Source organism: Desulfonauticus sp. (genome assembly GCF_055126295.1).
This window is the reverse complement of the sequence record NZ_JBSRHE010000016.1, coordinates 1-23470: the sequence shown is the minus strand read 5'-3', so window position 1 is coordinate 23470 and position 23470 is coordinate 1. Positions and strand designations below refer to the sequence as shown.

25 protein-coding genes are annotated in these 23470 nt (G+C 34.1%); 3 read left to right on the top strand and 22 right to left on the bottom strand.

Annotated features, from left to right (window positions below):
- Positions 1-6: 6 nt before the first annotated feature.
- From ACTCIM_RS09350 to ACTCIM_RS09335, 4 genes are read right to left on the bottom strand one after another with little or no spacing between them, the layout of a single operon-like run.
- A complete protein-coding gene (locus tag ACTCIM_RS09350) occupies positions 7-1377 on the bottom strand; it encodes a sigma-54-dependent transcriptional regulator (protein ID WP_472315207.1) in 1371 nt (456 codons plus the stop codon).
- Between the two features lie 39 nt (positions 1378-1416).
- Positions 1417-2817 (bottom strand): sensor histidine kinase, encoded by a 1401-nt coding sequence (locus ACTCIM_RS09345; protein WP_464279150.1) that lies wholly within the window; start codon positions 2815-2817, stop codon positions 1417-1419.
- Positions 2818-4122 carry a glucose-6-phosphate isomerase gene (locus ACTCIM_RS09340; protein WP_472315204.1) on the bottom strand — a complete coding sequence of 435 codons (1305 nt, stop codon included), beginning with the start codon at positions 4120-4122 and terminating at the stop codon, positions 2818-2820.
- 10 nt (positions 4123-4132) lie between these two features.
- Positions 4133-5308 (bottom strand): pyridoxal phosphate-dependent aminotransferase, encoded by a 1176-nt coding sequence (locus tag ACTCIM_RS09335; RefSeq protein ID WP_464279148.1) that lies wholly within the window; start codon positions 5306-5308, stop codon positions 4133-4135.
- Between the two features lie 116 nt (positions 5309-5424).
- On the opposite strand from ACTCIM_RS09335, the gene ACTCIM_RS09330 reads away from it, so the two are divergent.
- On the top strand, positions 5425-5838 hold the full coding sequence (locus ACTCIM_RS09330) for a 4Fe-4S binding protein (RefSeq protein ID WP_472315202.1): 414 nt from the start codon (positions 5425-5427) through the stop codon (positions 5836-5838).
- Entirely contained in the window at positions 5828-7576 is a 1749-nt protein-coding gene (locus ACTCIM_RS09325) for an aldehyde ferredoxin oxidoreductase N-terminal domain-containing protein (RefSeq protein ID WP_472315199.1), read from the top strand. Before ACTCIM_RS09330 ends, ACTCIM_RS09325 begins: the two co-directional genes overlap by 11 nt.
- A gap of 114 nt (positions 7577-7690) precedes the next feature.
- Here the strand turns inward: ACTCIM_RS09325 and ACTCIM_RS09320 are convergent, their stop codons facing one another.
- On the bottom strand, positions 7691-8407 hold the full coding sequence (locus tag ACTCIM_RS09320) for a glycosyltransferase (protein ID WP_472315196.1): 717 nt from the start codon (positions 8405-8407) through the stop codon (positions 7691-7693).
- Between the two features lie 53 nt (positions 8408-8460).
- Positions 8461-8676, bottom strand: a complete 216-nt coding sequence (locus ACTCIM_RS09315) for a glycosyltransferase (protein WP_472315317.1) — start codon at positions 8674-8676, stop codon at positions 8461-8463.
- Here ACTCIM_RS09315 and ACTCIM_RS09310 point away from each other — a divergent pair.
- The gene (locus ACTCIM_RS09310; protein ID WP_472315314.1) at positions 8576-9190 is read left to right on the top strand and encodes a hypothetical protein; all 615 of its coding nucleotides are present in this window, start codon (positions 8576-8578) and stop codon (positions 9188-9190) included. The genes ACTCIM_RS09315 and ACTCIM_RS09310 overlap by 101 nt on opposite strands.
- A 221-nt stretch (positions 9191-9411) precedes the next feature.
- Here the strand turns inward: ACTCIM_RS09310 and ACTCIM_RS09305 are convergent, their stop codons facing one another.
- From ACTCIM_RS09305 to ACTCIM_RS09230, 16 genes are all read right to left on the bottom strand, one after another.
- Positions 9412-9897: a D-sedoheptulose-7-phosphate isomerase gene (locus ACTCIM_RS09305; protein WP_472315193.1), complete on the bottom strand. Its 486-nt coding sequence runs from the start codon at positions 9895-9897 to the stop codon at positions 9412-9414.
- 39 nt (positions 9898-9936) lie between these two features.
- Positions 9937-10749, bottom strand: a complete 813-nt coding sequence (locus ACTCIM_RS09300) for a GHMP family kinase ATP-binding protein (protein ID WP_472315190.1) — start codon at positions 10747-10749, stop codon at positions 9937-9939.
- Positions 10740-10949, bottom strand: coding sequence for a hypothetical protein (locus ACTCIM_RS09295; protein ID WP_472315188.1), 210 nt, complete (start codon positions 10947-10949; stop codon positions 10740-10742). Before ACTCIM_RS09295 ends, ACTCIM_RS09300 begins: the two co-directional genes overlap by 10 nt.
- Positions 10933-12048 (bottom strand): glycosyltransferase, encoded by a 1116-nt coding sequence (locus ACTCIM_RS09290; protein WP_472315185.1) that lies wholly within the window; start codon positions 12046-12048, stop codon positions 10933-10935. The genes ACTCIM_RS09295 and ACTCIM_RS09290 overlap by 17 nt, the downstream gene beginning before the upstream one ends.
- Positions 12045-13145 carry a glycosyltransferase family 4 protein gene (locus ACTCIM_RS09285; protein WP_472315182.1) on the bottom strand — a complete coding sequence of 367 codons (1101 nt, stop codon included), beginning with the start codon at positions 13143-13145 and terminating at the stop codon, positions 12045-12047. Before ACTCIM_RS09285 ends, ACTCIM_RS09290 begins: the two co-directional genes overlap by 4 nt.
- 21 nt (positions 13146-13166) lie before the next feature.
- The gene (locus ACTCIM_RS09280) at positions 13167-14417 is read right to left on the bottom strand and encodes a transposase (RefSeq protein ID WP_463064512.1); all 1251 of its coding nucleotides are present in this window, start codon (positions 14415-14417) and stop codon (positions 13167-13169) included.
- A 155-nt stretch (positions 14418-14572) separates the two neighbouring features.
- Complete coding sequence (locus ACTCIM_RS09275; protein WP_472315180.1) at positions 14573-15640, bottom strand: EpsG family protein; 1068 nt, start codon at positions 15638-15640, stop codon at positions 14573-14575.
- Positions 15637-16833 carry a glycosyltransferase family 4 protein gene (locus ACTCIM_RS09270; protein WP_472315178.1) on the bottom strand — a complete coding sequence of 399 codons (1197 nt, stop codon included), beginning with the start codon at positions 16831-16833 and terminating at the stop codon, positions 15637-15639. The genes ACTCIM_RS09275 and ACTCIM_RS09270 overlap by 4 nt, the downstream gene beginning before the upstream one ends.
- A gap of 3 nt (positions 16834-16836) precedes the next feature.
- Positions 16837-17862, bottom strand: coding sequence for a glycosyltransferase (locus ACTCIM_RS09265; protein WP_472315176.1), 1026 nt, complete (start codon positions 17860-17862; stop codon positions 16837-16839).
- Between the two features lie 66 nt (positions 17863-17928).
- Positions 17929-18639 (bottom strand): hypothetical protein, encoded by a 711-nt coding sequence (locus ACTCIM_RS09260; protein ID WP_472315174.1) that lies wholly within the window; start codon positions 18637-18639, stop codon positions 17929-17931.
- Complete coding sequence (locus ACTCIM_RS09255; RefSeq protein WP_472315171.1) at positions 18636-19703, bottom strand: hypothetical protein; 1068 nt, start codon at positions 19701-19703, stop codon at positions 18636-18638. The genes ACTCIM_RS09260 and ACTCIM_RS09255 overlap by 4 nt, the downstream gene beginning before the upstream one ends.
- Entirely contained in the window at positions 19700-20848 is a 1149-nt protein-coding gene (gene glf / locus ACTCIM_RS09250; protein ID WP_472315169.1) for a UDP-galactopyranose mutase, read from the bottom strand. The genes ACTCIM_RS09255 and glf overlap by 4 nt, the downstream gene beginning before the upstream one ends.
- Positions 20841-22166, bottom strand: a complete 1326-nt coding sequence (locus tag ACTCIM_RS09245; protein ID WP_472315166.1) for a flippase — start codon at positions 22164-22166, stop codon at positions 20841-20843. The genes glf and ACTCIM_RS09245 overlap by 8 nt, the downstream gene beginning before the upstream one ends.
- Positions 22167-22293: 127 nt before the next feature.
- On the bottom strand, positions 22294-22746 hold the full coding sequence (locus ACTCIM_RS09240; protein WP_472315164.1) for a four helix bundle protein: 453 nt from the start codon (positions 22744-22746) through the stop codon (positions 22294-22296).
- Positions 22747-22772: 26 nt separating this feature from the next.
- A complete protein-coding gene (locus ACTCIM_RS09235; RefSeq protein WP_472315161.1) occupies positions 22773-23117 on the bottom strand; it encodes a MarR family EPS-associated transcriptional regulator in 345 nt (114 codons plus the stop codon).
- Positions 23118-23313: 196 nt separating this feature from the next.
- Positions 23314-23470, bottom strand: a 157-nt coding sequence (locus tag ACTCIM_RS09230) for a PD-(D/E)XK nuclease domain-containing protein (protein ID WP_472315311.1), incomplete at its 5' end; no start/stop codon positions are given.

Below are 23470 nucleotides of genomic sequence, written 5' to 3'. Positions count from 1 at the left end.
AATTGATTAAAAGCTAATTTTATACTTTTTAATTTTATATTGGAGCAAGCTTTTGGAAATACCCAAAAGCTCTGCTGCCTTTACCTGGACAAAATTGGCCTTGACCAAGGCTCGCTTCACCAGAGCAGCTTCTATCTTTTCCAGGGTTTCAGCCAAATTGCCCTGCAAGGGCAGTAAATCCACTGCACTTTTTAATTGGCTGTCCTCATCTCTTACTTCTGCAGGCAAATCTTCCACACCTATGACTTCACTGGAAGAAAGCACCAGGCATCTTTCCACCACATTTTCCAATTGCCTTACATTGCCTGGCCAATCATAAAGGGTAAGGTATTCCAGGGCCTGGGAAGAAAACTTACGCTCTGGCAAATTGTTTTCCCGACATATTTTAGAAGCAAAATAAGCAACCAATAAAGGAATGTCCTCTTTTCTCTCTCGCAAAGGAGGCAGGTGAATCTGCACTACATTTAGGCGATAGTACAAGTCCTCTCTAAAACGGCCTTCCTCTACTTCTTTTTTTAAATCCTTATTGGTAGCAGCCACCAGACGAATATCCACTGGAATGGTTTTACTACCACCTACTCTTTCGATACTTTTTTCCTGCAATACCCGTAATAGTTTTACCTGTGTCTCTAGAGAAAGCTCACCTATTTCATCCAGAAACAAAGTGCCTTTGTGGGCCAGTTCAAACTTACCCTTTTTGGTAGCAATAGCACCAGTAAAAGAACCCTTTTCATGGCCAAAAAGTTCACTCTCCAATACTCCTGGATTTAAGGCTGTACAATTTACAGCAATAAAAGGTTCCTTTTTTCTGGGAGAAGCATAGTGCAGGGCTCTGGCAATGAGTTCTTTTCCTGTTCCAGATTCTCCAGTAATAAGCACCGTGGATTTACTGGGAGCAACTTTATCTAAAATGCTTAAAATATCCTGGATTTTCTTGCTCTTGCCTACAATATGCTCTCGGGCGTACTGTTTGACCAAACTTTCCTTGAGTAAAACATTTTCCCGTTCCATGCGGGCAAAATTCAAAGCTCGTTTTACTGCCAGAAGTAATTCTTCGTTGGAAAAGGGCTTGGTCAAATAGTCAAAGGCTCCACAACGAATAGCAGCAACAGCGCCGTCAATAGAGCCAAAGGCGGTCATAATAATCACTGGCACATGGGGTAAATCCCGTCTGATCTTTTCTAAAATCTCCTGCCCACTTATTTTGGGCATCTTCATATCAGTAATAACCACATCCACCTCAGACTCTTCCAGAAAAGAAAGGGCCAGCTCTGGGTCACTTAAGGTAGTAACCTCAAAACTTTCCTCCCTTAAAAGGGTTTCCAGCAACAAAAGATAATTTTTTTCATCATCTATAACCAAAATATGCCCAGACATATTTATCTGTCCTCCCACTTAGCTTCCCATCTATCAAACTTAAAACTTAAGAATAATCCTTCCTCCCTGGGAATGATTGTCCAAAAGCATACTGGCCCGATGCCCTTCTAAAATATTTTTGACAATAGCCAGACCTAAACCAGTACCACTATCTTTGGTAGTAAAAAAAGGTTCCAAATACTTTTCCAGCAAAGCAGGCTCAAACCCCGGGCCAGAGTCCAAAATCTCTATGGTTTTTTCTGAGGCTAAAAACTTTACCTTTATCCACCCTTTTTCTTCTACAGCCTGAAAGGAATTTAAAATCAGGTTATAAAAGGCACGATAGAGCAGGTGTTTATCCCCTTCTATATATATGGACTCTCCTTCCAGTTCCAGAGTTACTTTTTTCTTTTCCAGCTCTCCCTGTAAAAACCCTTTTATCTCTTCAAAAATTTGCTTTAAATCCACAAGTTCTTGCCTGGGCTCTACAGGCCTGGCATAATCCAGAAAATCATTGACTGTTTTACCCAGTCTTTTGGCTTCCTCATAAACTGCTTTAATCAGCTTGGACTCAGCCTTGTCTTCTTTGCTAAAACGCTGATACAAAAACTCACTGGTACTTTGAATAATCCCCAAAGGATTCCTTATTTCATGGGCAATGCCTGAAACCATTCTCCCCATACTCACCAGCTTTTCAGTCCTATGCAACTCGGTTTCCAATTTTTCCTTTTCCTTAAGCCTTTCCAAAAGCAAACTTTCGGCCCGTTTGATAATCAAACGCAACAAAACATAAAGTACTAAAAAAGAAGAAAAGAACACCGCAATAATCAACCACTGAAAGTAAACTATGGTTTCAAAGTCTTTACTTATGTCCTGTTTAAATTCCAGTATCCCCATAATGGGTTCTTTTTTCAGACCAAAGGTGCGCTCAGCCTTCAAAGGATAAATAGTCCTAAGCACCACTGTCCTGGGCTCAAAGTCCAGTTTAAACATGGCCCTGAGGTTAGAAATTTTTTTCTCCAGAATAAAAAAGTGCTCCCTTTTTTCTACTGCCCTTTCTACTTCCAGGTTGGAAAGCAATTTTTCTCCTAAAAATTTTTTATTGCTGGCATAGGAAACCTCACCTGAATTGTTAAAAATTTTCACTTCCAGGACATGAAAACTATGGATGGTGCTTTTAACCACCTGGTCCAGGCGTTCGTACTGGTCTTTGTTTTTCAATTCCACCCGGCCAAAACCAATAATAGTGGGCAAAGTAAAACGCTGAAAAATTTGATGGTTTAAATTTTCAGCCAGAAGTAAGGCAAAGTCACTATTTTTCTTTAACAACACTTCTCTAGCATAATTGGACATAAACACTGAGAGTAAAAGCGCAGTGCTTAAAATGAGTAAAAAGGAACTCAGAGAGACAAATTTGGCAAATTGAAAAGGGTGAGCAGGGTCAGGTCTAAAAATACGCACTTAAAATTCCTCTAACTTATTATCTTTTTGCAAAAAAATAGCCAGTTCCTTTTTTTCTTCTTCCAGGCCAGGTGCCCCCAGTTTGGCTTTGGCCAGGCGTTTTCCCAGCTCCACAGCAGGTTGGTCCAGAGGATTAAGGTCTAAAAGCCAGCCAGTAAATAAGGTAGTTAATTCCAAAAGTAAGATGAGTTTTCCAGCTTCAAGCTCAGTCCTGCGATCTAACTCTATTTCTACCAGAGGCATTTTCCTGGCCAGGGCCATCTCTGTGCCCAGGGCTTCAGCCTGAAAGATGTCTCCAAAGCTCTTTTGCTCTAAAAAAGAGAATTCTTGAGGCAAAGCAAAGGAAAAATAGGGGTCTGGAGGCAATTCTCTGGTTTTCAAAAAAATACAGCCTTTATTTTTGGGACCATCTAAAAACATCTGCAGCAAAGAATGCTGGTCTGTCACCCCAACACTGGGAATGGGCATACTGCCTTTGCCAGCTTTACCCAAACTTTCTGCCCACAGTTGGGCAAACCAATCTCCCCAGCAGTCCCAAAAGGGAATGTAATTAAAGTAAATAAGTTCAGTTAACCCTTGAGTCCAGAGTTCATGAGCCCAGAAGGCCAGTTTAAAGGCTGGATGGTCTTTTAAATTTTCCCCAGGCACCAGGCTCTTTGCTCCCAGAAGTAAAGACTTCCAATCTATACCTAAAAAATAGGCAGGCAAAAGCCCCACTGCTGAGAGCACTGAATATCTGCCTCCCATCCTGGGAGGCACTTCCAGGCTTAAAAAGCCCTCTTTTTCTACCTCTGCCCGCAAAAAGCCCTGCCTGGGGTCAGTAATAATAACCAGATGCTCTTTATAGTTCTTCACCTGCTGGGCCAACCACTTCTTTACCCAGAAATATTGAGACAGGGTTTCTATAGTGGTCCCGGACTTGCTTATGACCACAACTACAGTTTCCTCAGGAGAAAGTCTGTCTAAATACCCTTTAATGAGCTCTGGATGAATATTATCCAGAATATAAAGGGATTTTCCCTGGTGCAGAGGAAAATCCTGCTCTGGGTAAAAGGCCCTTTGCAAGGCCTTTGCCCCTAGGGCAGAGCCACCAATCCCCAGGACCAGCATGTTTTTATACTTTTCTATTCTGGGCCCAACCCTGGCCAAGTCTTTTTCCAGCTTTTCCACATGTTCAAAGTTGAGAAACCCCAGATTACTAAACTCTTCTTTTAGCCTGTGCGCTAAAAAGGAAGCCTTGTCTTCCCTTTTGGCGCTCCCTTCCACCTGCTTTTTATAAGCCAGGTCCCAGCGAATAAAGGCCATATCCTCTCCTTTAGGTTAGTTTGGTTAAGGCCTGTTTGATTCTATTCAAAGCTTCCCTTAGTACTTCTTGTTGCACAGCATAAGAGATGCGCAAACAGGAGTCATCCCCAAAGGCTATGCCTGGCACCAGGGCCACTTCAGCTTCTTCCAAAAGATAGGCACACAAGTCTGTAGAATTTTTTATCTCTCCTTTAAAAAAATCCTTTACCTGAGGGAAAAGATAAAAGGCCCCTTCAGGTCTGGGGCACTTTAGTCCCAGTTCAGTCAAAAAATTCCAGGCCAGATCTCGCCGTTCTTGTAAAGACTGCCTTTCCCTTTCCAGAAAGGAAAAATCACCCTGCAAGGCAGCCAAAGCCCCAGCCTGGGCAATAGAGCAGATATTGGAACAACTCTGACCCTGCAATTTGGTCATGGCCTGGATAAGCTTTTCTGCCCCCAGCACAAAGCCTATGCGCAGGCCAGGAATGGCAAAGCTCTTGGACAAGGCATTTACTATAGCCACAGATTCTTTATGCTCTTGCCAAAAGGAAGCTAAAGAAGCTGGCTTAAAGGGAGCATAGACCAGCTGGTCATAAACCTCGTCAGAAATCACTATCAGCCCCTTACTTATAGCCCAGGAAGCCAGTTCTTCCAATTCTTCCTGGGTATAGGTAATGCCCGTGGGATTGGAAGGTGAATTGAGAATGAGCATCTTACTCCTGGGGCTAACCTGCTTTTCCAGCTCTTCTATTTTTAACTTAAAATTATCTTCTACCCTGGTGGGAACTACTCTGGCTATTCCACCACTTAGCTGAATCATGGGCGGATAACTCACCCAGTAAGGCGCGGGCAACAAAACTTCATCACCAGGGTTTAAAAGCACCTGAAAAAGATTGTACAAACACTGCTTGCCACCATTACTAAACATTATTTCTGTGGCCTTAGCTTCCACTCCGTAAAAGTGCTGAAAGTACCTGGCTCCAGCTTGCCTGAGTTCTAAAGTGCCTGGCACAGGCAAATAGCGAAAATAACCCTGCTCTACAGCCTGAAGCATGGCTTCTTTTACTTCTTTAGGCGGAGTAAAGTCAGGTTCACCCACAGCCAGGCTAATAATCTTTTTCCCTTTACTTCTTAGTTCTTGAGCCTTGGCATTAATGGCCAAAGTGGCTGAAGGGGGGATATTTACAATTCTCTCAGCTAAGTTCATCTTTACACCTCTTTTACTGGACTGTTTGAGCTTTTCTCATTAATAGAAGTTTAACGCAAGGTAAACTCCCTGGAAACCCAAATATTATTTTTAATTTCTACCCAAAGGAATAGTCGATGAAAAAACTTAAAGCCATAGATATGAAAAAGTGCATAGGTTGTTATTCCTGTTCCCTGGCCTGTGCTAGGGAAGTGCATAAAAGTTTGTCCTGGAAAAGAAGTGGCATCCAAATTCGCTCTTCCGGAGGCATTTCCACAGGTTTTGAAGCTATTTATTGCCTGGCTTGCGATCCTCCACCCTGTGCAGAAGTTTGTCCCACTCAAGCCCTTACTCCCAGAAAAGGAGGAGGGATATTATTTAAGGAAAAGCAGTGTATTGCCTGTGCAGAGTGTGCCAAAGCCTGTCCAGTAGGTGCAATATATTTTGACCTGGAGCTTAGAAAGCCCATTTTTTGTCTACACTGTGGCCGATGTGTAAGTTTTTGTCCGCATAACTGTATTGATCTGGTAGAGGTGGAAAATGTTCGCTAAAATCTTAATTATAGATCTCACTTCCCAAAAGGCTAGTATCGAGCAGATAGATTTAAAAGAAGGCTTATTGGGCGGCTCAGGTTTGGCTGCCTCTCTATATTTAAAATACGGTCTTTTCGAAGAACCAGCCTTTCATCCAGACCAGCCCCTTATTTTTACCATTGGACCTTTAACTGGCGCCTTTCCCATGATGAGCAAGGTGGTATTGGGCTTTAAATCCCCCTATCATGAACAATATGCAGAAAGCCATGCTGGGGGCAGACTGGCTTTGGCCTTAAGGTTTGCTGGCTACCTGGGCTTGGTGGTAAAGGGCAAGGCTAAGGGATTGACCACCCTGGAAATAAGCGATCAGGAAGTAAACTTTCATTCTACACCCTTTCTCAAGGAAGAAGATGTCTTTAGCACTGGCAAACTCTTAAGAAGAGTTTCCACCATCCCCAGTGGCAAACGCTCCATCTTGCGCATTGGTCCTGCTGGAGAAAACCTGGTGCCCACTGCCTGTATCAATGTGGATACCTATCGCCACTTTGGGCGACTGGGTGCAGGCGCTGTTATGGGCAGCAAAAACCTAAAAGGTATTATTGTTGGAGGAAATAGTGCCTTTGATTTAAACAAAATGGCTTCCTCTCAATATCCCAAACTCTACCAACAAATCCACGAAATAGTTACCACCACCAAGGCAGTAAACAAATATCATGACCTGGGCACTCCTCAAAACCTAATCCCTTTAAACGAACTTAAGTGTTTACCCTGGAACAACCTGCAAAAGACTTCTGACCCGGATATAACCAACATCTCTGGGGAACATTTTGCCAAACACCTGCTATTAAGGCAGGTGGCTTGCGCAGGCTGTCCTGTGGGTTGCATTCACATTGGTCTGCTTAGAGAGCAGTTTGGAGAAGAGCACGAGTTTCTCTACCATCAGGTGGCCTATGATTATGAACCCATCTTTGCCCTGGGCAGCATGCTGGGCATCAAAAGCGCTTCTGCTGTGCTCAAGCTTTTGGAAGAAGTGGAAAAAATGGGCCTGGACGCCATTTCCACAGGAGTAATTTTAGCTTACATAACTGAAGGGTTAGAGAAAAAAGTCTTTACCCAGGAACAAGTCCTTCTGGAATTGAAATTTTCTGAGCCTGCAAACTACCTTCAGGCAATCAGATATCTGGCCATGCCACCCAATAAATTCTGGCGGGATGCAGGCAAAGGTTTAAACTGGATGATAAAACACCATGGAGGAGAAGATTTTGCCTGCGTTTTAGGCCAAGAAATGGCAGGCTATGCTACAGGAGAAAACTATTTTGTGGCTCAAGCTCTGGGCTTTAGACACTCTCATCTGGATTTGGGCGCCTATAGTTTTGACCAGGAAAAAGAGGCCAAAAATCTGGATAAGGCCTTAGATTTCTTTGCCAGAGAAGAAAACTACCGAGTAATTCTAACTTCTTGTGTGGGCTGCCTCTTTGCCCGCAAGGCCTATACCCTGGAAACCCTGGTTGCTTGCCTGGAAAGTGTAAGCTTTACTACTTCTTTAGAGGAGCTAAAAACTTTAGGAAAAAAAATTCAGAGCCTGCGCTGGCAATTACGCTTTAAAACCGGCTTTGACCCTGAAAAAATCAACATTCCCAAACGCTACTTACAGGTGGTTACCTACAAAGGCCCCATTGACCCCAATTATTTGGAGCAGCTAAAAAAAGCCTATGCCCGGCAGATTAAAGAACTGGCTCAAGGTTTTTCCTTTTAATAGAATTGGTTGAGTGGAATAGTAGAATAGTGGTTAATGTTTAATAATTAATTCTTTGTATTTCTTCTGCCCACTTATCTACTCAACTATTCATCTACTCAACCAAAAAGAATATTATTCTCCTGTCCTCTGTTTTTCTTTTAAAATTTTATTTATCACCTCAATATACTTTCTTATAACGATATCTTCACTAAAATTTTCCTGAACAATTTTTCTACCTGCTACTCCCATTGATTTTCTTTCTGCCTCAGATAATTCAATCATTCTTTTCATGGCCATATATAAACTTTCTTCATCTTTTGGCCTTACCAAAAAACCATTTACCTCATCAAAACAAACATCCCTACATCCTGGAGCATCAGTTGTAATTATAGGTTTTTCCATAGCCATAGCTTCTAAGAGACTTCTTGGTATACCTTCTCTATATGAAGGTAATACTACACAATCACTAGCACAAAGATAAGGGCGAACATCTTTTGCAAAAGGTAAAATCTTTATAAAGGATAGTTTTTTTAACTGGTTCAATTCCTCTTCTGACATTGAAGCTGGATTTCCCTTATCAATAGAACCAAGAATCCAGAGATTAAATAAAAAATCATCTTGACTTAATTTTTTGCATGCTTTTATAAGTTCGTAAATTCCTTTATCTTTTAAAAACCTACCGACAAATAAAAAAGTAAAATATTTTTTATTTATTTTAAATTTAGAAAATTCTTGGCAAACTTCTTTAGAAAAATATTTTAAATTTACTCCAGAGCTTTTTATTAGCACAGCTTTATTTTTACCTAAAAAAGGAATAAACTCTTTTAAATCTTCTTCGTTTTGAAACACTACAAACTTATTTTGTTTAAAAGATAGTCTATAAAGATTATTGACAATAACCGTTAGCAAGTTTTTTTAATAAATGCATAACCAAGTCCAGTGACTACACTAATAGAATTTATTCCTAAAACTCCACAAGCAAGAGAACCGTAGATATTTGGTTTTATAGTAAAATTTATAACTATATCTGGTTTAATTTTTTTATATAGCTTTAAATACTCTAAAGAAAGTTTAACATCTTTATATGGATTTTTACCTTCATCAGGTGTAAGCATTATTGTTTTTTTATCATACGCATATGTAGCTTTTTTAGTTAATGATAGTTTTCTTCTTTATCTTAATCTCTGTATTTTTGCCTCTTTGATGGGCTTTTTTCTATGGAACTATCCCTTTGGTAAAATATTTCTGGGTGACGGAGGAGCATATACACTGGGATTTCTTGCAGGCTTAAGCGGAATTTTACTTGTTAAAAATCATTCTTCTGTTTCAGCATGGTTCCCTTTGTTATTGCTTATGTATCCTGTATGGGAAACCGTCTTTTCAATATGGAGAAGAAAATATGCCCGAGCTTTCAGCCCCTTTAATCCAGACTCAATTCATCTACATACACTGATATATAGGAGAATTGTAAGACCAAAGTTCAGAAAAATAAAAAGAAAGCTCAGGAATTCGCTGACTTCGCCTTATTTGTGGATGGTTCAGATATTGTGTACAATTCCTGCAGTTTTGTTCTGGAGAAATCCAACAGTTCTTATAGTATTCTGCATCGCCTTTGCATTGTTTTATGTATGATTATACTTCAAAATTGTAAAGTTTAAAACACCAAAAATCTTAAAATTTTGATGAATTTGTTTGAAATTTTCTCTCTTTTAAAGCACACTTTAAAAGTGCTACAAAAATTCCAATAAAAATACCTGAGACAATTCCAATGCTCAGGTTAAGCAAAGGTTTTGGTTTTACGGGTTTAGGACTTAAACTAATTTCACCGAGAGGACGGATTATTACAGGATTTTTTATCCACTTTTCAAGTTCCTGTTTTTCTGTGAGTAAATCTGCAACTTTTGATGGATCATAGATAATTCCGCTTCTTTATTTTTAGCCTCTTCAATAGCTCTAACAACATTTTTTGAGTTTCCACTAGTTGATATCCCTATTAGGATATCTCCTTTTCTACCTTTTGCCTTAACTAATCTTGAATACACTTCATCGTAAGAGTAATCATTAGCCACAGCTGTTAAATACGAAGTATTGACATGCAATGCTTCTGCAAACAAGGGATTTCTATCTTTATAAAATCTACCTGAAAGTTCAGCTGCTATATGCTGAGCGTCAGCTGCAGATCCACCATTACCACAGAGAAGAACTTTTTTGTCGTTTTTAAATGCTTCTATAATAGCCTTAGCTACATCAAATATTGTTGTTTGTAGTATCTCGTCCTCTAACATTTTCTTTTTTACATCAATAGATTCCTTAAGTCTTGCTATTATTAGTGCTTTCATTTCTTACTCCCTTTATTTTTGTAAAGTAGCTTTTTAATTTTAAATTTTCCATGCTTCTACTCCATATTTTGTAAATTGATATCTTCTAAACTCACCACCAAATTTTTGTAGAGCTTCAATAACTTTATATCTTGTATTCTCAGGACAATATAATATCATAAATCCACCTCCTCCTGCACCAGAGATTTTTCCTCCAAGAGATCCGGCTTTTCTTGCTGTTTCGTAGATTTCTTCTATAACCGGATTTGTTATACCTTCTGCCATCTGTTTTTTATATTGCCATCCAAAGTCAAGAATCTCTCCTATTTCATTTAATTTCCCTTTTAATAAAGATTCTTTCATTAAAATTGCTTGCTCTTTTAGTTTATGCATGGCTTCTACAGATTTTTCTTTTTTTATTTTAACATTTTTTACTTGAGCTTCTATTATTTTAGATGATAACCTGCTTGTACCTGTATAGTATAATAAAATGCTAAATTGAAGTTCATTTATTATTTCCTGTTTAATTCTAAGTGGGTTAACTATAACTTTATCGTTGTCATAAAATTCCATAAAGTTAAAGCCACCAAAAGTTGCTGCATACTGGTCTTGCTTTCCTCCTGCCATTTCCAAGTCTTTCCTTTCTATCTCATAGGCTAAATGGGCAATATCATATTCACCAAGTGGAAGTTTAAGCCACTCTGCAAAAGCTCCAATTATGGCAACAACTAAAGTAGAAGAACTACCAAGTCCAGAGCCAGGAGGAGCATCCACATAAATTGACAGTTCAAATGATAATGGTCTTTTTACAAAATCTTTAACTATCCTGTCATAGACGCCTTTTAATAAGTCTAATTTCCCATCTATATCCAAAGTTTCTTTTGAATCTTTTCATTTCTATCTATGGAGTTTAGGACAATCTTTCCATCATCCTTAGGCTCAATTGTGGCATAGGCATACATAGATATAGTTGCATTTAGTATGGCTCCTCCGTATAAGTCTGAATATGGGCTAACATCAGTTCCTCCACCTGCAAGCCCAAGTCTAAGCGGTGCTTTAGCTCTTATAATCATTTAAGACCTCCTTGTATAAAGTGATAATTCTATTCTCAATAGAGCTAATTTCAAACTCTTTAAATCTTTCTTTTGCATTATAATTGAACTTTTTATAAAGTTTGCTATCTGACAAAATTTTATTGATAGCACCAGCAAGAGCTTTAGGATCTTTTGGAGGAACAACTAATCCCGTTTCTCCACTTTTATTTACATAACTCATCCCTGAACCATATACATCCGTAGTAACAAGTGGTTTGCCATAAAATAAAGCTTCTACCAATACTAAACCGAAAGCTTCGCTCCTTTCAATAGATGGCAAGCAGAACAAATCACAGTTTTTTAGAAAAATACCAATATCATTTACCCTTCCAGTAAGGAAAACTTTATCGTTCAATCCCAGTTGATCTATCATACCCTTAAGCTTACTATATAATGGACCATCCCCTACAATTACAACCACTACATTATCATGTAAATATTTGGCAGCTTGAACCATATATTCAAAACCTTTATAATAGATTAATCTACCAATAGATAAAACTATCTTTTTTTCTTTTACTCTATCTATTAACTCCAAAAATTTTTTATCTCCTTCATCATGGGTTAATCTTTGTGTATTAAGTCCTAAAGGAACTACAATGGCTTTATCTTTAAATCTTGAGATCTGTTTAGAACTTTCAAGATACTGTGGAGAAGTACATATTATTTTTGTTGCTTTTTTTAATGTAGCTTGTTGAAAGGGTTTATAAAATAAATACAGAATTTTCTGTTTCACAATATCGGAGTGCCAATGTATTATAAGCGGTTTAGAAGAAAATATTGATAAGACTTCGGCAAGAGGATTCGGTGAGTGAACATGAATAATATCATAGTTTTTAGCCAGTTTTACAAATTTTTTAATAAAATCAATTGATAATGGAGCAGAAGATAATTTCAAATTCATCTTACAAGAAAAATACTTAAACCCTCTATAATCGTCCTCAAAAGTTCTATCTCCAAAGCAAAGTAAATCTGCTTTTATACCTTTTGAATTCAAATATTCCAACAAATCATAAGTAAAAACTTCTATTCCACCCTCATTAGGAGGACAAAGTTTCCCAAGGTGTAAAACTTTCATTTTCTATCTCCCAAAATTTCTTTAAAAACTTTAAGATATTCATCTTTTATGCGGTTCTTATCAAAAATCTTCAATCTTTCCCTTCCATTTGCTAATAGATTTTCCCTGAGGTTATCATCAGTTAATGCCATTATTAGCTTGTCTGCTATATCATTAACATCATAGGGATTAAAGGAGGCTATTTCTTCGCCAAGTATCTCTCTGAGAACCGATATATTTGAAGTAATAGCAGGACAATCAAGGACTATGGATTCAAGTGGTGGTAATCCAAAACCTTCAAATAGAGAAGGAAAAACAAATAATTTTGCGTGCTGGTAAAGATTTATAATTACCTCATCAGATGGTGCTATAAACTCAACTATGTGGGATTTTAGGTTTAGTTTATCCACTAGTTCATCAACCTCATCTATTTTCCTATCTTTTGAACCAGCAATTACAAGCTTTACTTTCGCTTTATCTTTTATCTTATCAAAAGCTAAAACAAGATTTTTAAGATTTTTGTGTTTTTTTTTATTTCCGACAAATAATATATACTCTTCCTCAACTATAGGCTTTTGGCTTAAATCAATATTATAAAATTTATCACCTATAAATTCATATATAACCTTTAATCTATCCGTACTTATGAGAAATCTATTTTTTAATTCATCTGCAACCGTATTTGATATTGTTATTATTATCTTTGATTTTTTTAAAGCCCTTTTGAGATAAAACAAAAAAATCTTCCTTCTAATTTCATCTCTATCCCAAAAATCTGTTAATGGTCCCAAATCATGTATAGTAACTATTGTATTGGAGGGCACATAAAGGGGTAGATTAATGTGAGGATAGAAAAATAAATCAACCTCACCTTCCAGTTTTTTTAATATTTTTGATTGTGTTATAAAACCCTTAATAGAAAACTTTGCATAATCTACAAAAATAGGCTGTATATTGCTTGAAACATCTTTAAAATCCTTTTCAAATTCGTCTTTCAGCTTTTTCGGTACACAAGTATAAATTCTTATACCTCTTTTAGCAAATTCTTTTGTAAGAGATTCGTAATACCGTCCAATACCTGAACCTTTATAAAAGAGTCCATCAATGTATAGTTTCATTCTGTAGTCTCCCCGTTTTTTTCATACTATATGGCATAGTGAACTTTTTGGAAACAAGAAATCTTCTATTGTCAGTTGTTTTAGTTTATTTTTCTTTCGTCGCCTGTGAAGATATAATGTCTTAACTCCAGCAAAAATATTTCTTACACCCCTTAAAAGTGTATAATAAATAAACTGAGGTCGTTTCTTCTTTTCGGGTTTTGAGGCAAGAACTACTTCTTCTCGTAATATTTCATCTTCATTAATATCAACCAGTACAGACCAAGCAAGCATTACTGCACCAAGCATTGACCTTATTGAATTAAAATTTCTTATTATTGATTTCTCTATGCCAAAGCCTTGCTTTTCAAATCTGTAACTTTCTTCTACTCCCCAACGTCTATAATAGCCACGTATTCTCCTCTTAATTTCTTCTGATTTACTTAAATGTCCATTGGTTAAAAATATATGGGATTCTTTATTAAATTCTCCTTTATGTGATATTAGGGTGACAGGATATAATTTTGATTTAATTTCTATAAAGCATTTCAAATATCCATATCTAAAATGTTTTCCGTTTTTATATCTTCTATTTATAGATTTACTTAACTCTTCAATATTTACGCTTTTCCCTTTATAAATTAAATGACGGTTGGTCTTCATTCTCACAATAAAACTTAAACATTCTTTTAGGAAATAGCCAAGATAAGCTCCATTATCATAGCCCCTATCCATTACCCATAAGCCTTTTTTACCAACATTAGTTACAAAACTTTCTACACTTTTTAAGCCTTCTGCATTAGCACTCTTAAAATCTTTACTCTCTGTGCTGTACATCCCAAGATAAGCAGGATAAGTTTGATTACTTTTGTCATCAAATAAACTTATCTGATTCAAATAATAACCCTCGAGATATTTACCTGTGCTACCATCTCTCACTTTACAGGACTGCTCAAAATTATTAGCAAATAAATGGCTTATATCTCCATCATCAAGGGCTATTATTGTATTATCATCTACTTTAGTAGATGCTTGTGATAATAAATAATCATTAGCTAATTCAAGTAAATTAGTCTTACCCTCAAGATGATTAAACAAACGTTTCATAGTGTTTTTAAGTTTTATTTTCTCATTCAGGCTTCTTGATATTTCAGTAATGTTACAACTTCCTGTTATTAATACCCCTGATACTAGTTCCAGAATGAATTTACCATATGGTAGACTTACTTTACCTTCAAAGTTATGGACCATTACTCTAATTTTTCCCTTCACTTTTTTTAATAATTCAGTCATAATTAAACACCTCTTTTTGTTTGGTTGTTAGTTGTTTACGCGAATTCAACTATACCAGCGAAAAGAGGTACTTACAACTATTTTATTACAATTTCTTACATAAAACCAATCAGTTACATAATTCCATTAAAAAAACGGGGAGACTGCAAATAGTTTCATTCGAATATTATATTAAATTTAAATAAACCGCCATAAATATAAGTATTAATAGAATTTATCAAAATAAGCATTAAAAAAATGAAAAAAGCTAACGAAACAGGCTCAAATTTTCTAAGTAAATAAGGTATTAAAAAAACTAAGAAAGATGATAAAGGATAAAATATCCTAAAAGATAATACTGGTAAAAATGAGAACACAGAAAAAATTAATAATCCAATAATAAGCACATTGTTATAAAATAATAAATAAATATCTCTTTTTTTGCTTGAAAGTTTTAAAAAAAATAAGCTTAAAGATATAAAAAAAAAGTTTGTTAGAGTATATAGATTAATTAAATTTATCTTGTTCAGTGATAATTCTTCATCGCTCAATTTAATCTGTATATAATTTTGAAGTTTTATTATAGGCAGACTTAAAAAAGGATAAATATTTAAAAACTCAAGCTTATTAATAATAATTAATAAATATTCAAGACTAATAAATTTTATTAAAACTATAGCAACAAGGAGTATTAAAATATAGTTCCCAAACTTTAATTGTATTTTTTTTGCTATCAACACTAATATAAGCAAAATTATAGATGAATAGTGAAAAGCTGTTGCAAATAGCCCCTTCAATAATAGTTTTTTATAGTTTCCCCTTATTATATCATCGATACTTAACCATAGAATAGCAAGAGCAACACCCTGTCTTACCTGTATTAAGCCATAATTAGGATAAACTAACAATATAAATATTAATAAAGAGAAAAAAGGGTTAACAGAAAACTTTGAAATAGCATATAAAGATAAAAATACATAAATAATTCCATAAATAAGAAAGAAAGTATGTGGATTAGAATTAAATAGCAAAGAATTTATATAAACAATACCCCAATGCAAAGGTTCATATAGTGAAAAAACATATTCTGCTGGTGAATATTCCAGAACTGAAACATATTGAAGGCTATCAGGATCAAATCCAATGGGTTTTAAAAAACAGAACAAGACTAATATAACTCCTGCTAAGCTATAAATACTATATTTTATAAGTTTATCAAAATTCATAGAATGTACATATATCACTTAACCTCTCCAGCGACTAATTTATACAACTCTTCCCATTGATTTAGCCATCCTTCATAGTCCAAAAATTTTTGCGCACTTTGTTTTATAATATCAGACTTATTTCTCCAATAGAAAATATCACTTTCAAATTTTAGCATTTTTTCTTCCAAATCTCCCTCTTTATAAGGATCAATGAGTATACCATTTACTTCTTCTGTAATCATTTCTGGTATACCACCTATGTTGCTTCCAATTACTGGGATTCCAAAAGCAAAGGATTCGTAAACTACTCCAGGTAGGTTTTCATACCAAACACTTGGGACAATAGTAACATCTACCTTCTCAAAAAAGTCTTCGGGTTTAACTCTTCCCATAAAGATGATTGAATCATCTTTATACTTTGATTTTAGATATTCCTTATAATCCTGTTTGCCCTCTCCAGCTATAAATAGCCTATAATTTGTTTTTTTGATACTATGATAAGCTTTCAGTAAAAGCTCTATTCCTTTGTTTGGTGCTAATGTACCTATAAAGCCAAAATTTATATACTTAGAATTAAAATCTCTCTTGATTTTGACGATATTATTTAGTTTTCTAGAGTTATATATTACTTTTTTAATTGGTGTATCATTAAAATATCCATAACTTAGATATTTTTTAAGAATAAAATTACTCACTCCGACAACAGCTTTAATCTTGTTGGATTTTTTTTTATAAGGATACCTCATTAACTTACAAATTAAACATTGTTTTTTGCATGCAACATTATTTTTAAACATATTAGTTGGACATAAGAGAAATAAGTCATGGAGAACTTGAATAGCTGGTACATTCGATTCACTTACTGCATCCCATATGGAAGAAGACCAGCCTTGAGTATTATGAATTGATATAATATCAGGTTTAAAATCTTTAATCTGTTTAAGCACTATTTTTCTGGATATAGGATTATAAATGTCTAAAATATGCCATAGCCTTCTTTTTAAGAAAGGTTGCCTATATTTACCATATGGTAAATATAGATTAGGAATTTTAGCCCTATAAACTGGAATTCCATTGACAACTTCTTCTATATCATCTTTATCCCAAAAAGTTAATACTTTCAGTTCATACCCTAAACTCTGTAAACCTTCCAACAAAGTTTTTATAGTAATTTCAGCACCACCGCCTATTAAGGGAGCATATAATACATTTACAAATAGTATTCTCATTTTTTATACCTCCAACTTTCCCAATTTCCCTTTATAGCCATCTTTTATCGCTTTTATGATTAACTTTAGGTTTTTAGTGCTTGAAAAACTTATAAAAAGCAGATACACAAATATATTCATCCAATAAATCACTTTATTGTCTACTAAGTTATTTATTTCAAAAAACACTCTATTTCTGACACTATAATAAACTCTTTGGGGATTGCCTCTTGATATTATAGAAAATGCTGTATCCTTTACGCTTTTAGGAACATGCCACGAAAGTTCTAAATCATCTATTTTACTATCTAACAATAAATATATTTTTCCACTATTTTTAGTAATTCTATTTGTCCAATCATGATCATCAGCATAGAGAAAAAACTCCTCATTGGGATAACCAATCTTATTAAGAATATTTTTATGTATAAATAATCCTCCATAGGGAGCAACAGGCACCACTCCATACTTTACATTTACATTTGTTGCTTGCGTCTTTTCTTTTTTGTCAGTTATTAAATTAACTCTAATTTTTAAATGTTTTAAGATTTTCTTTGGTAAATCTTTTATATGAAATCCCATAAAACTGTTTTTCTTTCCTACTATTAATTTATTAATAATGGATTCCTTTGCCATTTGCTCTTTTTTAAATCTATAAGAAAGCAAAGCTATTTTTTCTTCTTTATTATCAACTTCCAAAGAACTCCAAAAATTCAGTAAAATATTAAGAGAATTTTCTAAAGGTTTATTATCATCATCTAAAAGCCAAATGAAATCACACTCTTTACAATTATAAGCATCCTGAAGCCCCACTTTATACCCATAAGCAGAACCAGAGTTTTCATTTAAATAGATGACCTTTAATCTTTCTTTATTCTCTTTCTCATACTTCTTTAACTTTTCTTTTGAAATTAATACTGAACCATTATCAACAACTATTGCTTTATCTACACCCTCTTTAAAACAAGCATCAATAACTTGTTTAAGAAAATGAAATCTATCCCCATAAGTTACAGTTACCACACAAACTTTTTCTTTATTCCTTACCATACGTTTATCTCCAAACACTCTATTGTATCAGCCCAGCTGTTGTAGTTGAGGATGATTATGTAGGTTTTAGGATATTTCTTCATCTGTCTTACCTGCTTTAATTAATTCTGCTACCTTGTCAATGGCACCATCAAACAAAGGTGCCATATATTCTTCTATTAAACTATCAGATGCAGAACCTATAATTTTACTGGTTAGTCCTTTCAATATTAGTTTAGCGACACCTTTAAAAGACTTGTCATGTATCAATCCATTTCGTTCCAGCTCTTCTATTATTTTTTTCTTTATATCCTTATCTAAATATTCATCTAAAAGTGAAATATAAGCATCTGGTGTAACTTTTAATATTTGGTTTGAATAAGAACTATCAGTAGGATGACCTAATTTTTTCAATCTATCTTTTAAATAATCTATTAGCAATGGATCTTCTATATCTAATCCAATCATAGAACCATCATATTTTAAAAATTTAGCATGTTTTAATTCTTGTTTAACTTTTTCATCCAAATTATCTTTGTTAAACCTTAAATTTGATTCATATATTAAGTTTTTTGCTTTATTTCTTGTAACTTGTAACTTTGAAATAACTTCAAATAATGAAGGGTCTTTATTATCAAAAAAACCATATTCTTTTAATAAAGAAAAAAGAAATATATCAAACTCTCTTTGCTTTGTAGAACCAAAAGAAGGACTAAAATAATATTCTAATAACTTTTTTAGAAATTTTTTTAAATTTTCATTATTAATTTTGTCAAAATATTCATCTATGTAATTCATTTTTCTCCTCTTACGAATATTTTCTTTAAATCTTCTTCAAACTTTTTCGGTTCATTTTTAATTATTTCTCTATAATAATCAAAATCTTTATACCTTTCTTCAAAGTTTTCAAAACAATCTTTTATTTTTTCTATAATTCTTGGAATATTTTCTTCTTTGTCTTCAAACTTATATTCATCAGGTATAGGAACATCTTCAAAAAATGCAGCTGACCCCCTTTTACCGGTGATTACACAACAACCCAAAATAGCTGCTTCCCTTGGCATTCTATCTTTGCCAGGATGATTACCAAAATCTATATAAACTTTTGATTTTTGAAGTGTTTTTATAACCTCTTCTCTACTCATATTAATTATAGGTACAAATTTTATTTCTTTAGCAGCTTTTATTATTTTCTCTGTAAAAACAAATCCTTTCTTAGGATTGTATACTACTATATTTTCCTTTTCAGATAAATCCGTTTTGGTTTCAAGGAAAGATTCATTAAGATAATCTGATAGATAGTATATTTTGTTTTGAGTTATTCCCTTACTTTTAATAAAATTTAAAGCATAAAAGCTTTGTACAAGATGATAATCAGCTTTTTTTATATATATGGGCAACTGTAATTTTTTAAATTTTTCATTTTCTAATGCAATTTCTACAAGATCAAATAAATTTTTTCCTCTAAATTTTTTGTATATATAGTTTATTAATCTTTGTGTAAAAAAATTTAATTTAGAACGAAATATATAAGATAAATAAAAATTATCTACACTTAGCCACCATAAAACTTTTCTGATATTTTTAAAATATTTTAATAAGGATACCCCTGTATGGACTTCTGGAACAATTAAAATATTTCTTTCTTTATCCTCTATCTGTCTTACAAACGGTACCCTATAATTTTTATACGCTGGATGAACAGGATCAGGATGAGTTGGAGGTATATAGTAAATGTATGCTTCTATATCTAAATCATTTATTAAATGATATACAAGTTGGTGAAGCAATTCAGGACCTCCTGTTGAAGAAGCAGCAGGAGCAACTACATAAATTTTATTATCTGAATATACTTTTATCATCTTATCCTCTCCTCAAACACTTCTAAAGCCCTTTTTACTACATCATCCATATCATAGTATCTATACTCTGCAAGCCTACCAACAAGAACTAAATTTTCAAACTTCTCAGCTTCTTCTTTATATCTATTATAAAGCTCCTGATTTTCATTCTTAAATACAGGGTAGTATGGCACATCTTTATTTGGTGTATACTGCTTTGGATATTCTTTCAATATTGTTGTTTTTTCTGTAGAAACTGGATGAATATGTTTAAATTCTGTTATCCTTGTAAAATCATAATCATTAGGATAATTTACAGTTGCTACCTCTTGGAACCACTCTATGTCTAAAGTTTCAAATTTTAGGTCTAAACTTCTGTATGGTAAATAACCATATTTAAAATCAAAGAGCTCATCTACCATTCCTGTAAATATTAACTTTCCTTTAAACTCTTGTCCAAAGAGGTATATTTTTTTTCTTTCAAAATCTATATTTATAACTTCCTTAAAATCTGTGTTTAGCATAATTTTTATATTTGGATTATATAGCATTCTTTCAAAGATTTTTGCGTAACCTTCTGTTGGTATTGCCTGATACTTATCATTAAAATATCTGTCATCTCTTCCTATTAAAACTGGTACTCTTGCAGTAACCTCAGGGTCTATTTCTTCTGGTTTTAAATCCCATTGTTTAGCTGTATAGTTTAGGAAGACTCTTTGATAAATATATTCCGCAAGAAATTTTAAATCTTCATCATCTTCTTTTTTGAGATCTAATATTGGTACTTTTGAATTATAAGGATATTTTTTTAACAGTTTCTCTTCGATCTTTCTTGCTAAACTTTCTGAAAACACTATATAAAGACTATTTAGATTAAATGGTATTGGGACTTTTTTACCATCTATGAAAGCCAAAACTCTATGGTGGTATATATCCCAATTAGTAAAGTTAGAGAGATAGTCAAAAACTTCTTTATAATTTGTATGAAAAAGATGGGGTCCGTATTTGTGGATAATTATTCCATCTTTATTTTTATAGTCATAACAGTTTCCGCCAATATGGTTTCTTTTTTCTATGATTAAAACTTTTTCATTCAGTACATTAGCTATCCTTTCAGCTATAACGCTACCTGCAAAACCTGAGCCTACAACTATGTACTTAAACAACTTTTCCCTCTAAAACTTTTATTCCCTTATTCTGCAGATACATAAACATACTAAGAGTAACAAAAATCTCGGATATTAAAACAGCAATAGAGGTCCCAATGTGTTTGTAAATGGGAACTAAAATAAAAGCTAATATAAGGTTAATAATACTTGCCCTTATAAGAATCTTCGAAAAAGCTTTTTTATGATTGAAAGGCAACATAGTTTGTATTCCAAATATATTGCTCAACGCAATAATAAAAATTAGCCATGATAAAATCCTTAAAACTATTATTGATTCTAAATACTGATTTCCAAGAAAAATTTTAACTATTAAATCTGCAAAAACAAATAAAATTAAAGACAAAAAGAAACTTATACTACCTATCATTAAAGTTAACTTTCTTACAAATTTAATACCCATCTCTTTCGATTCATGAACCAGTTTACTAACATATGGATATATAGCTTGCGAAACTGGATTTAATAATCCCTGAATAGCTTTAACAATTCTTTCAGCCGCTGAATAATAACCCACGATTGTGTTATTTGTAAGTATCCCTAAAATAAATGTATTGGAAACTGTATACAAACTTATCGCAACAGTGGATATAAATATATGCCATCCCTCTATTAATTGATGTTTTATAGCACTCATATTTGGAATAGTAAAATTAATCCCAAAATCCCTAAAAACAACCCACAAAGCCAATGTCCCAGCCAAAATAAACCCCAAAGAATTTAAAAGCGGAACTTTCAAGTAATCTGATTGTTCTTTAACAAATATAAAAATAGCAACGGTAAACAAAAGCTTCGCAAAAATATTTAAAATTGTTATATACTTCATCTTTTCCATTCCCTGAAAAAACCAGACAGGAAACAAAACTTGCCCTACAACCATGCCAAAACTCAGGATAAAAACCTCCCAATCCTTCCTAAACTTATCAAAACTTAAAATCAATATTATAAGTAAAACAAAGCTTAAAATCAATAAACCAAACTTAATAATCATCACGGAGCTGAAAATCTCCTGAACTTTCTCTTTATTTTCTCTGTGAATGCTTATCTCTCTCGTTGCAGAGAGATTAAAACCATAATCAGTAAGTATTTGAAAGTAAGTTACAGTTGCAGTAGCAAATGCCAAAAGCCCAAACTTCTCTACCCCCAAAACCCTAACCAAATATGGAAAAGTAATTAAAGGTAATATGTAATTTACTCCCTGTAAAACAGAAAGAGAAATAAAATTCTCTAAAAGTCGTTTTTTATCAGTGCTGAGGGTTTTAAGACGCCTTTTTAAGTTTGATTTTTCTCGGAATTTGGCTGCAAGATTAGTTAGCATGATTACCCCTTGGGAGTGAAGAGTGAAAAGTGAACAGTGAAAAGTGAAGAGTGAACAGGTAAATCATTTTTTTGACCTCATATATTTCCCCAATCTCCTTTTTAAGCATCTTAGTTAGCATGGTTACTTAGGTTTTAGAGGTTGTAGAAGTTCTAGAGGTTTTAGACGTTGTAAAGGTTGTAGAGGTTTTAGACGTTGTAGAGGTGGTAGAGGTTGTAGAGGAGCTAGAGGTTATGGATTTTATTAGTTGGTTGAGGAGGTAGCTTATTTCAGTGAGTTTGTCTTCAAGTTCACTGTACTTTTCTTTGCTTATATAGCCTAAATCTCTCGCAAGCAAAAGGAAGTATCTTAATTCCTCCAGAAAGCCTCTGGAACTGTATAAATACCTGGAGAATTCTTTTTTACTTTTCTTAGAATGCCCTTCTACAATATTGGCAGGCACAGAACAGGCTACTCTTTTAAGTTGATCAACTAAAGAATATACCTCTGTCCTTGGAAAATCCTTTATCAATTTGTAAATATCTAATACCATATCATGACTTTTTTGCCAAACCACCAAATCTTTCCAACTATTACCCATTTACAACCTCTACAACGTCTACAACCTCAAAACCCTCTCCCCCCTTCCCCCACTTCCCTCTCCAATTCCTCAATCTCCCTTTTTAGCCTCTCATACTCATCAAGCTTTATTTGCAAAAATCTTTTAGTAATTTTGTATTTTTCCCTTATTCCTTTAGGTGTTAAGAGATAACGATATGCCCATTTGTTTGGACTTTTTTTAAAGCGCTCAAATTTTATTATCCCCTTTTCTGCAAGCGCCTTTAGAAGATAGTTTATCTTGCCCAGACTATATCCCAGCCTCCTGGCTAAGTCTCGCTGAGAGACATTACTATCCTTCTCTATTTCCTTGATAATTTTATAAATTTCTTCAAGATTTGCTAAAAAGGCCATAACCTTTTCCAATCATATTTTTTTTGTTCAACAGATGAACTCTGCTTTCTAAACTTCTTAAAAAATGTCAAGTAGATTTTGAAGAAGGGAAGGTGAGTATAATTGGTTTTAAAACAAGTTTCTAGCTAACTTTCATACTCCCAAATTCATACAACCAACTTCCACCCTGCCACATTTATAGGGTTGAAACGCTCGCTTAAGCCTTTAAACACTCTAACATCTCCCATTCAAAATTTACAATATTCTTTTCCTCAGAGCTAAATTCTATACCAACCAGGTAAATTTCTTTAGATTTATTTAAATACTTCTGCGCATAATCTCTTTCTTTTATCTGTTTTAAGGCTTCTCCTTTC

Bases quoted from the DNA above. Each gene is read 5' to 3' on its own strand.
- ACTCIM_RS09350 (WP_472315207.1), bottom strand. From the start codon at position 1,377: ATGTCTGGGCATATTTTGGTTATAGATGATGAAAAAAATTATCTTTTG.
- ACTCIM_RS09340 (WP_472315204.1), bottom strand. From the start codon at position 4,122: ATGGCCTTTATTCGCTGGGACCTGGCTTATAAAAAGCAGGTGGAAGGG.
- ACTCIM_RS09335 (WP_464279148.1), bottom strand. From the start codon at position 5,308: ATGAACTTAGCTGAGAGAATTGTAAATATCCCCCCTTCAGCCACTTTG.
- ACTCIM_RS09330 (WP_472315202.1), top strand. From the start codon at position 5,425: ATGAAAAAACTTAAAGCCATAGATATGAAAAAGTGCATAGGTTGTTAT.
- ACTCIM_RS09325 (WP_472315199.1), top strand. From the start codon at position 5,828: ATGTTCGCTAAAATCTTAATTATAGATCTCACTTCCCAAAAGGCTAGT.
- ACTCIM_RS09305 (WP_472315193.1), bottom strand. From the start codon at position 9,897: ATGAAAGCACTAATAATAGCAAGACTTAAGGAATCTATTGATGTAAAA.
- ACTCIM_RS09295 (WP_472315188.1), bottom strand. From the start codon at position 10,949: ATGATTATAAGAGCTAAAGCACCGCTTAGACTTGGGCTTGCAGGTGGA.
- ACTCIM_RS09290 (WP_472315185.1), bottom strand. From the start codon at position 12,048: ATGAAAGTTTTACACCTTGGGAAACTTTGTCCTCCTAATGAGGGTGGA.
- ACTCIM_RS09285 (WP_472315182.1), bottom strand. From the start codon at position 13,145: ATGAAACTATACATTGATGGACTCTTTTATAAAGGTTCAGGTATTGGA.
- ACTCIM_RS09280 (WP_463064512.1), bottom strand. From the start codon at position 14,417: ATGACTGAATTATTAAAAAAAGTGAAGGGAAAAATTAGAGTAATGGTC.
- ACTCIM_RS09270 (WP_472315178.1), bottom strand. From the start codon at position 16,833: ATGAGAATACTATTTGTAAATGTATTATATGCTCCCTTAATAGGCGGT.
- ACTCIM_RS09265 (WP_472315176.1), bottom strand. From the start codon at position 17,862: ATGGTAAGGAATAAAGAAAAAGTTTGTGTGGTAACTGTAACTTATGGG.
- ACTCIM_RS09260 (WP_472315174.1), bottom strand. From the start codon at position 18,639: ATGAATTACATAGATGAATATTTTGACAAAATTAATAATGAAAATTTA.
- ACTCIM_RS09255 (WP_472315171.1), bottom strand. From the start codon at position 19,703: ATGATAAAAGTATATTCAGATAATAAAATTTATGTAGTTGCTCCTGCT.
- ACTCIM_RS09245 (WP_472315166.1), bottom strand. From the start codon at position 22,166: ATGCTAACTAATCTTGCAGCCAAATTCCGAGAAAAATCAAACTTAAAA.
- ACTCIM_RS09240 (WP_472315164.1), bottom strand. From the start codon at position 22,746: ATGGGTAATAGTTGGAAAGATTTGGTGGTTTGGCAAAAAAGTCATGAT.
- ACTCIM_RS09235 (WP_472315161.1), bottom strand. From the start codon at position 23,117: ATGGCCTTTTTAGCAAATCTTGAAGAAATTTATAAAATTATCAAGGAA.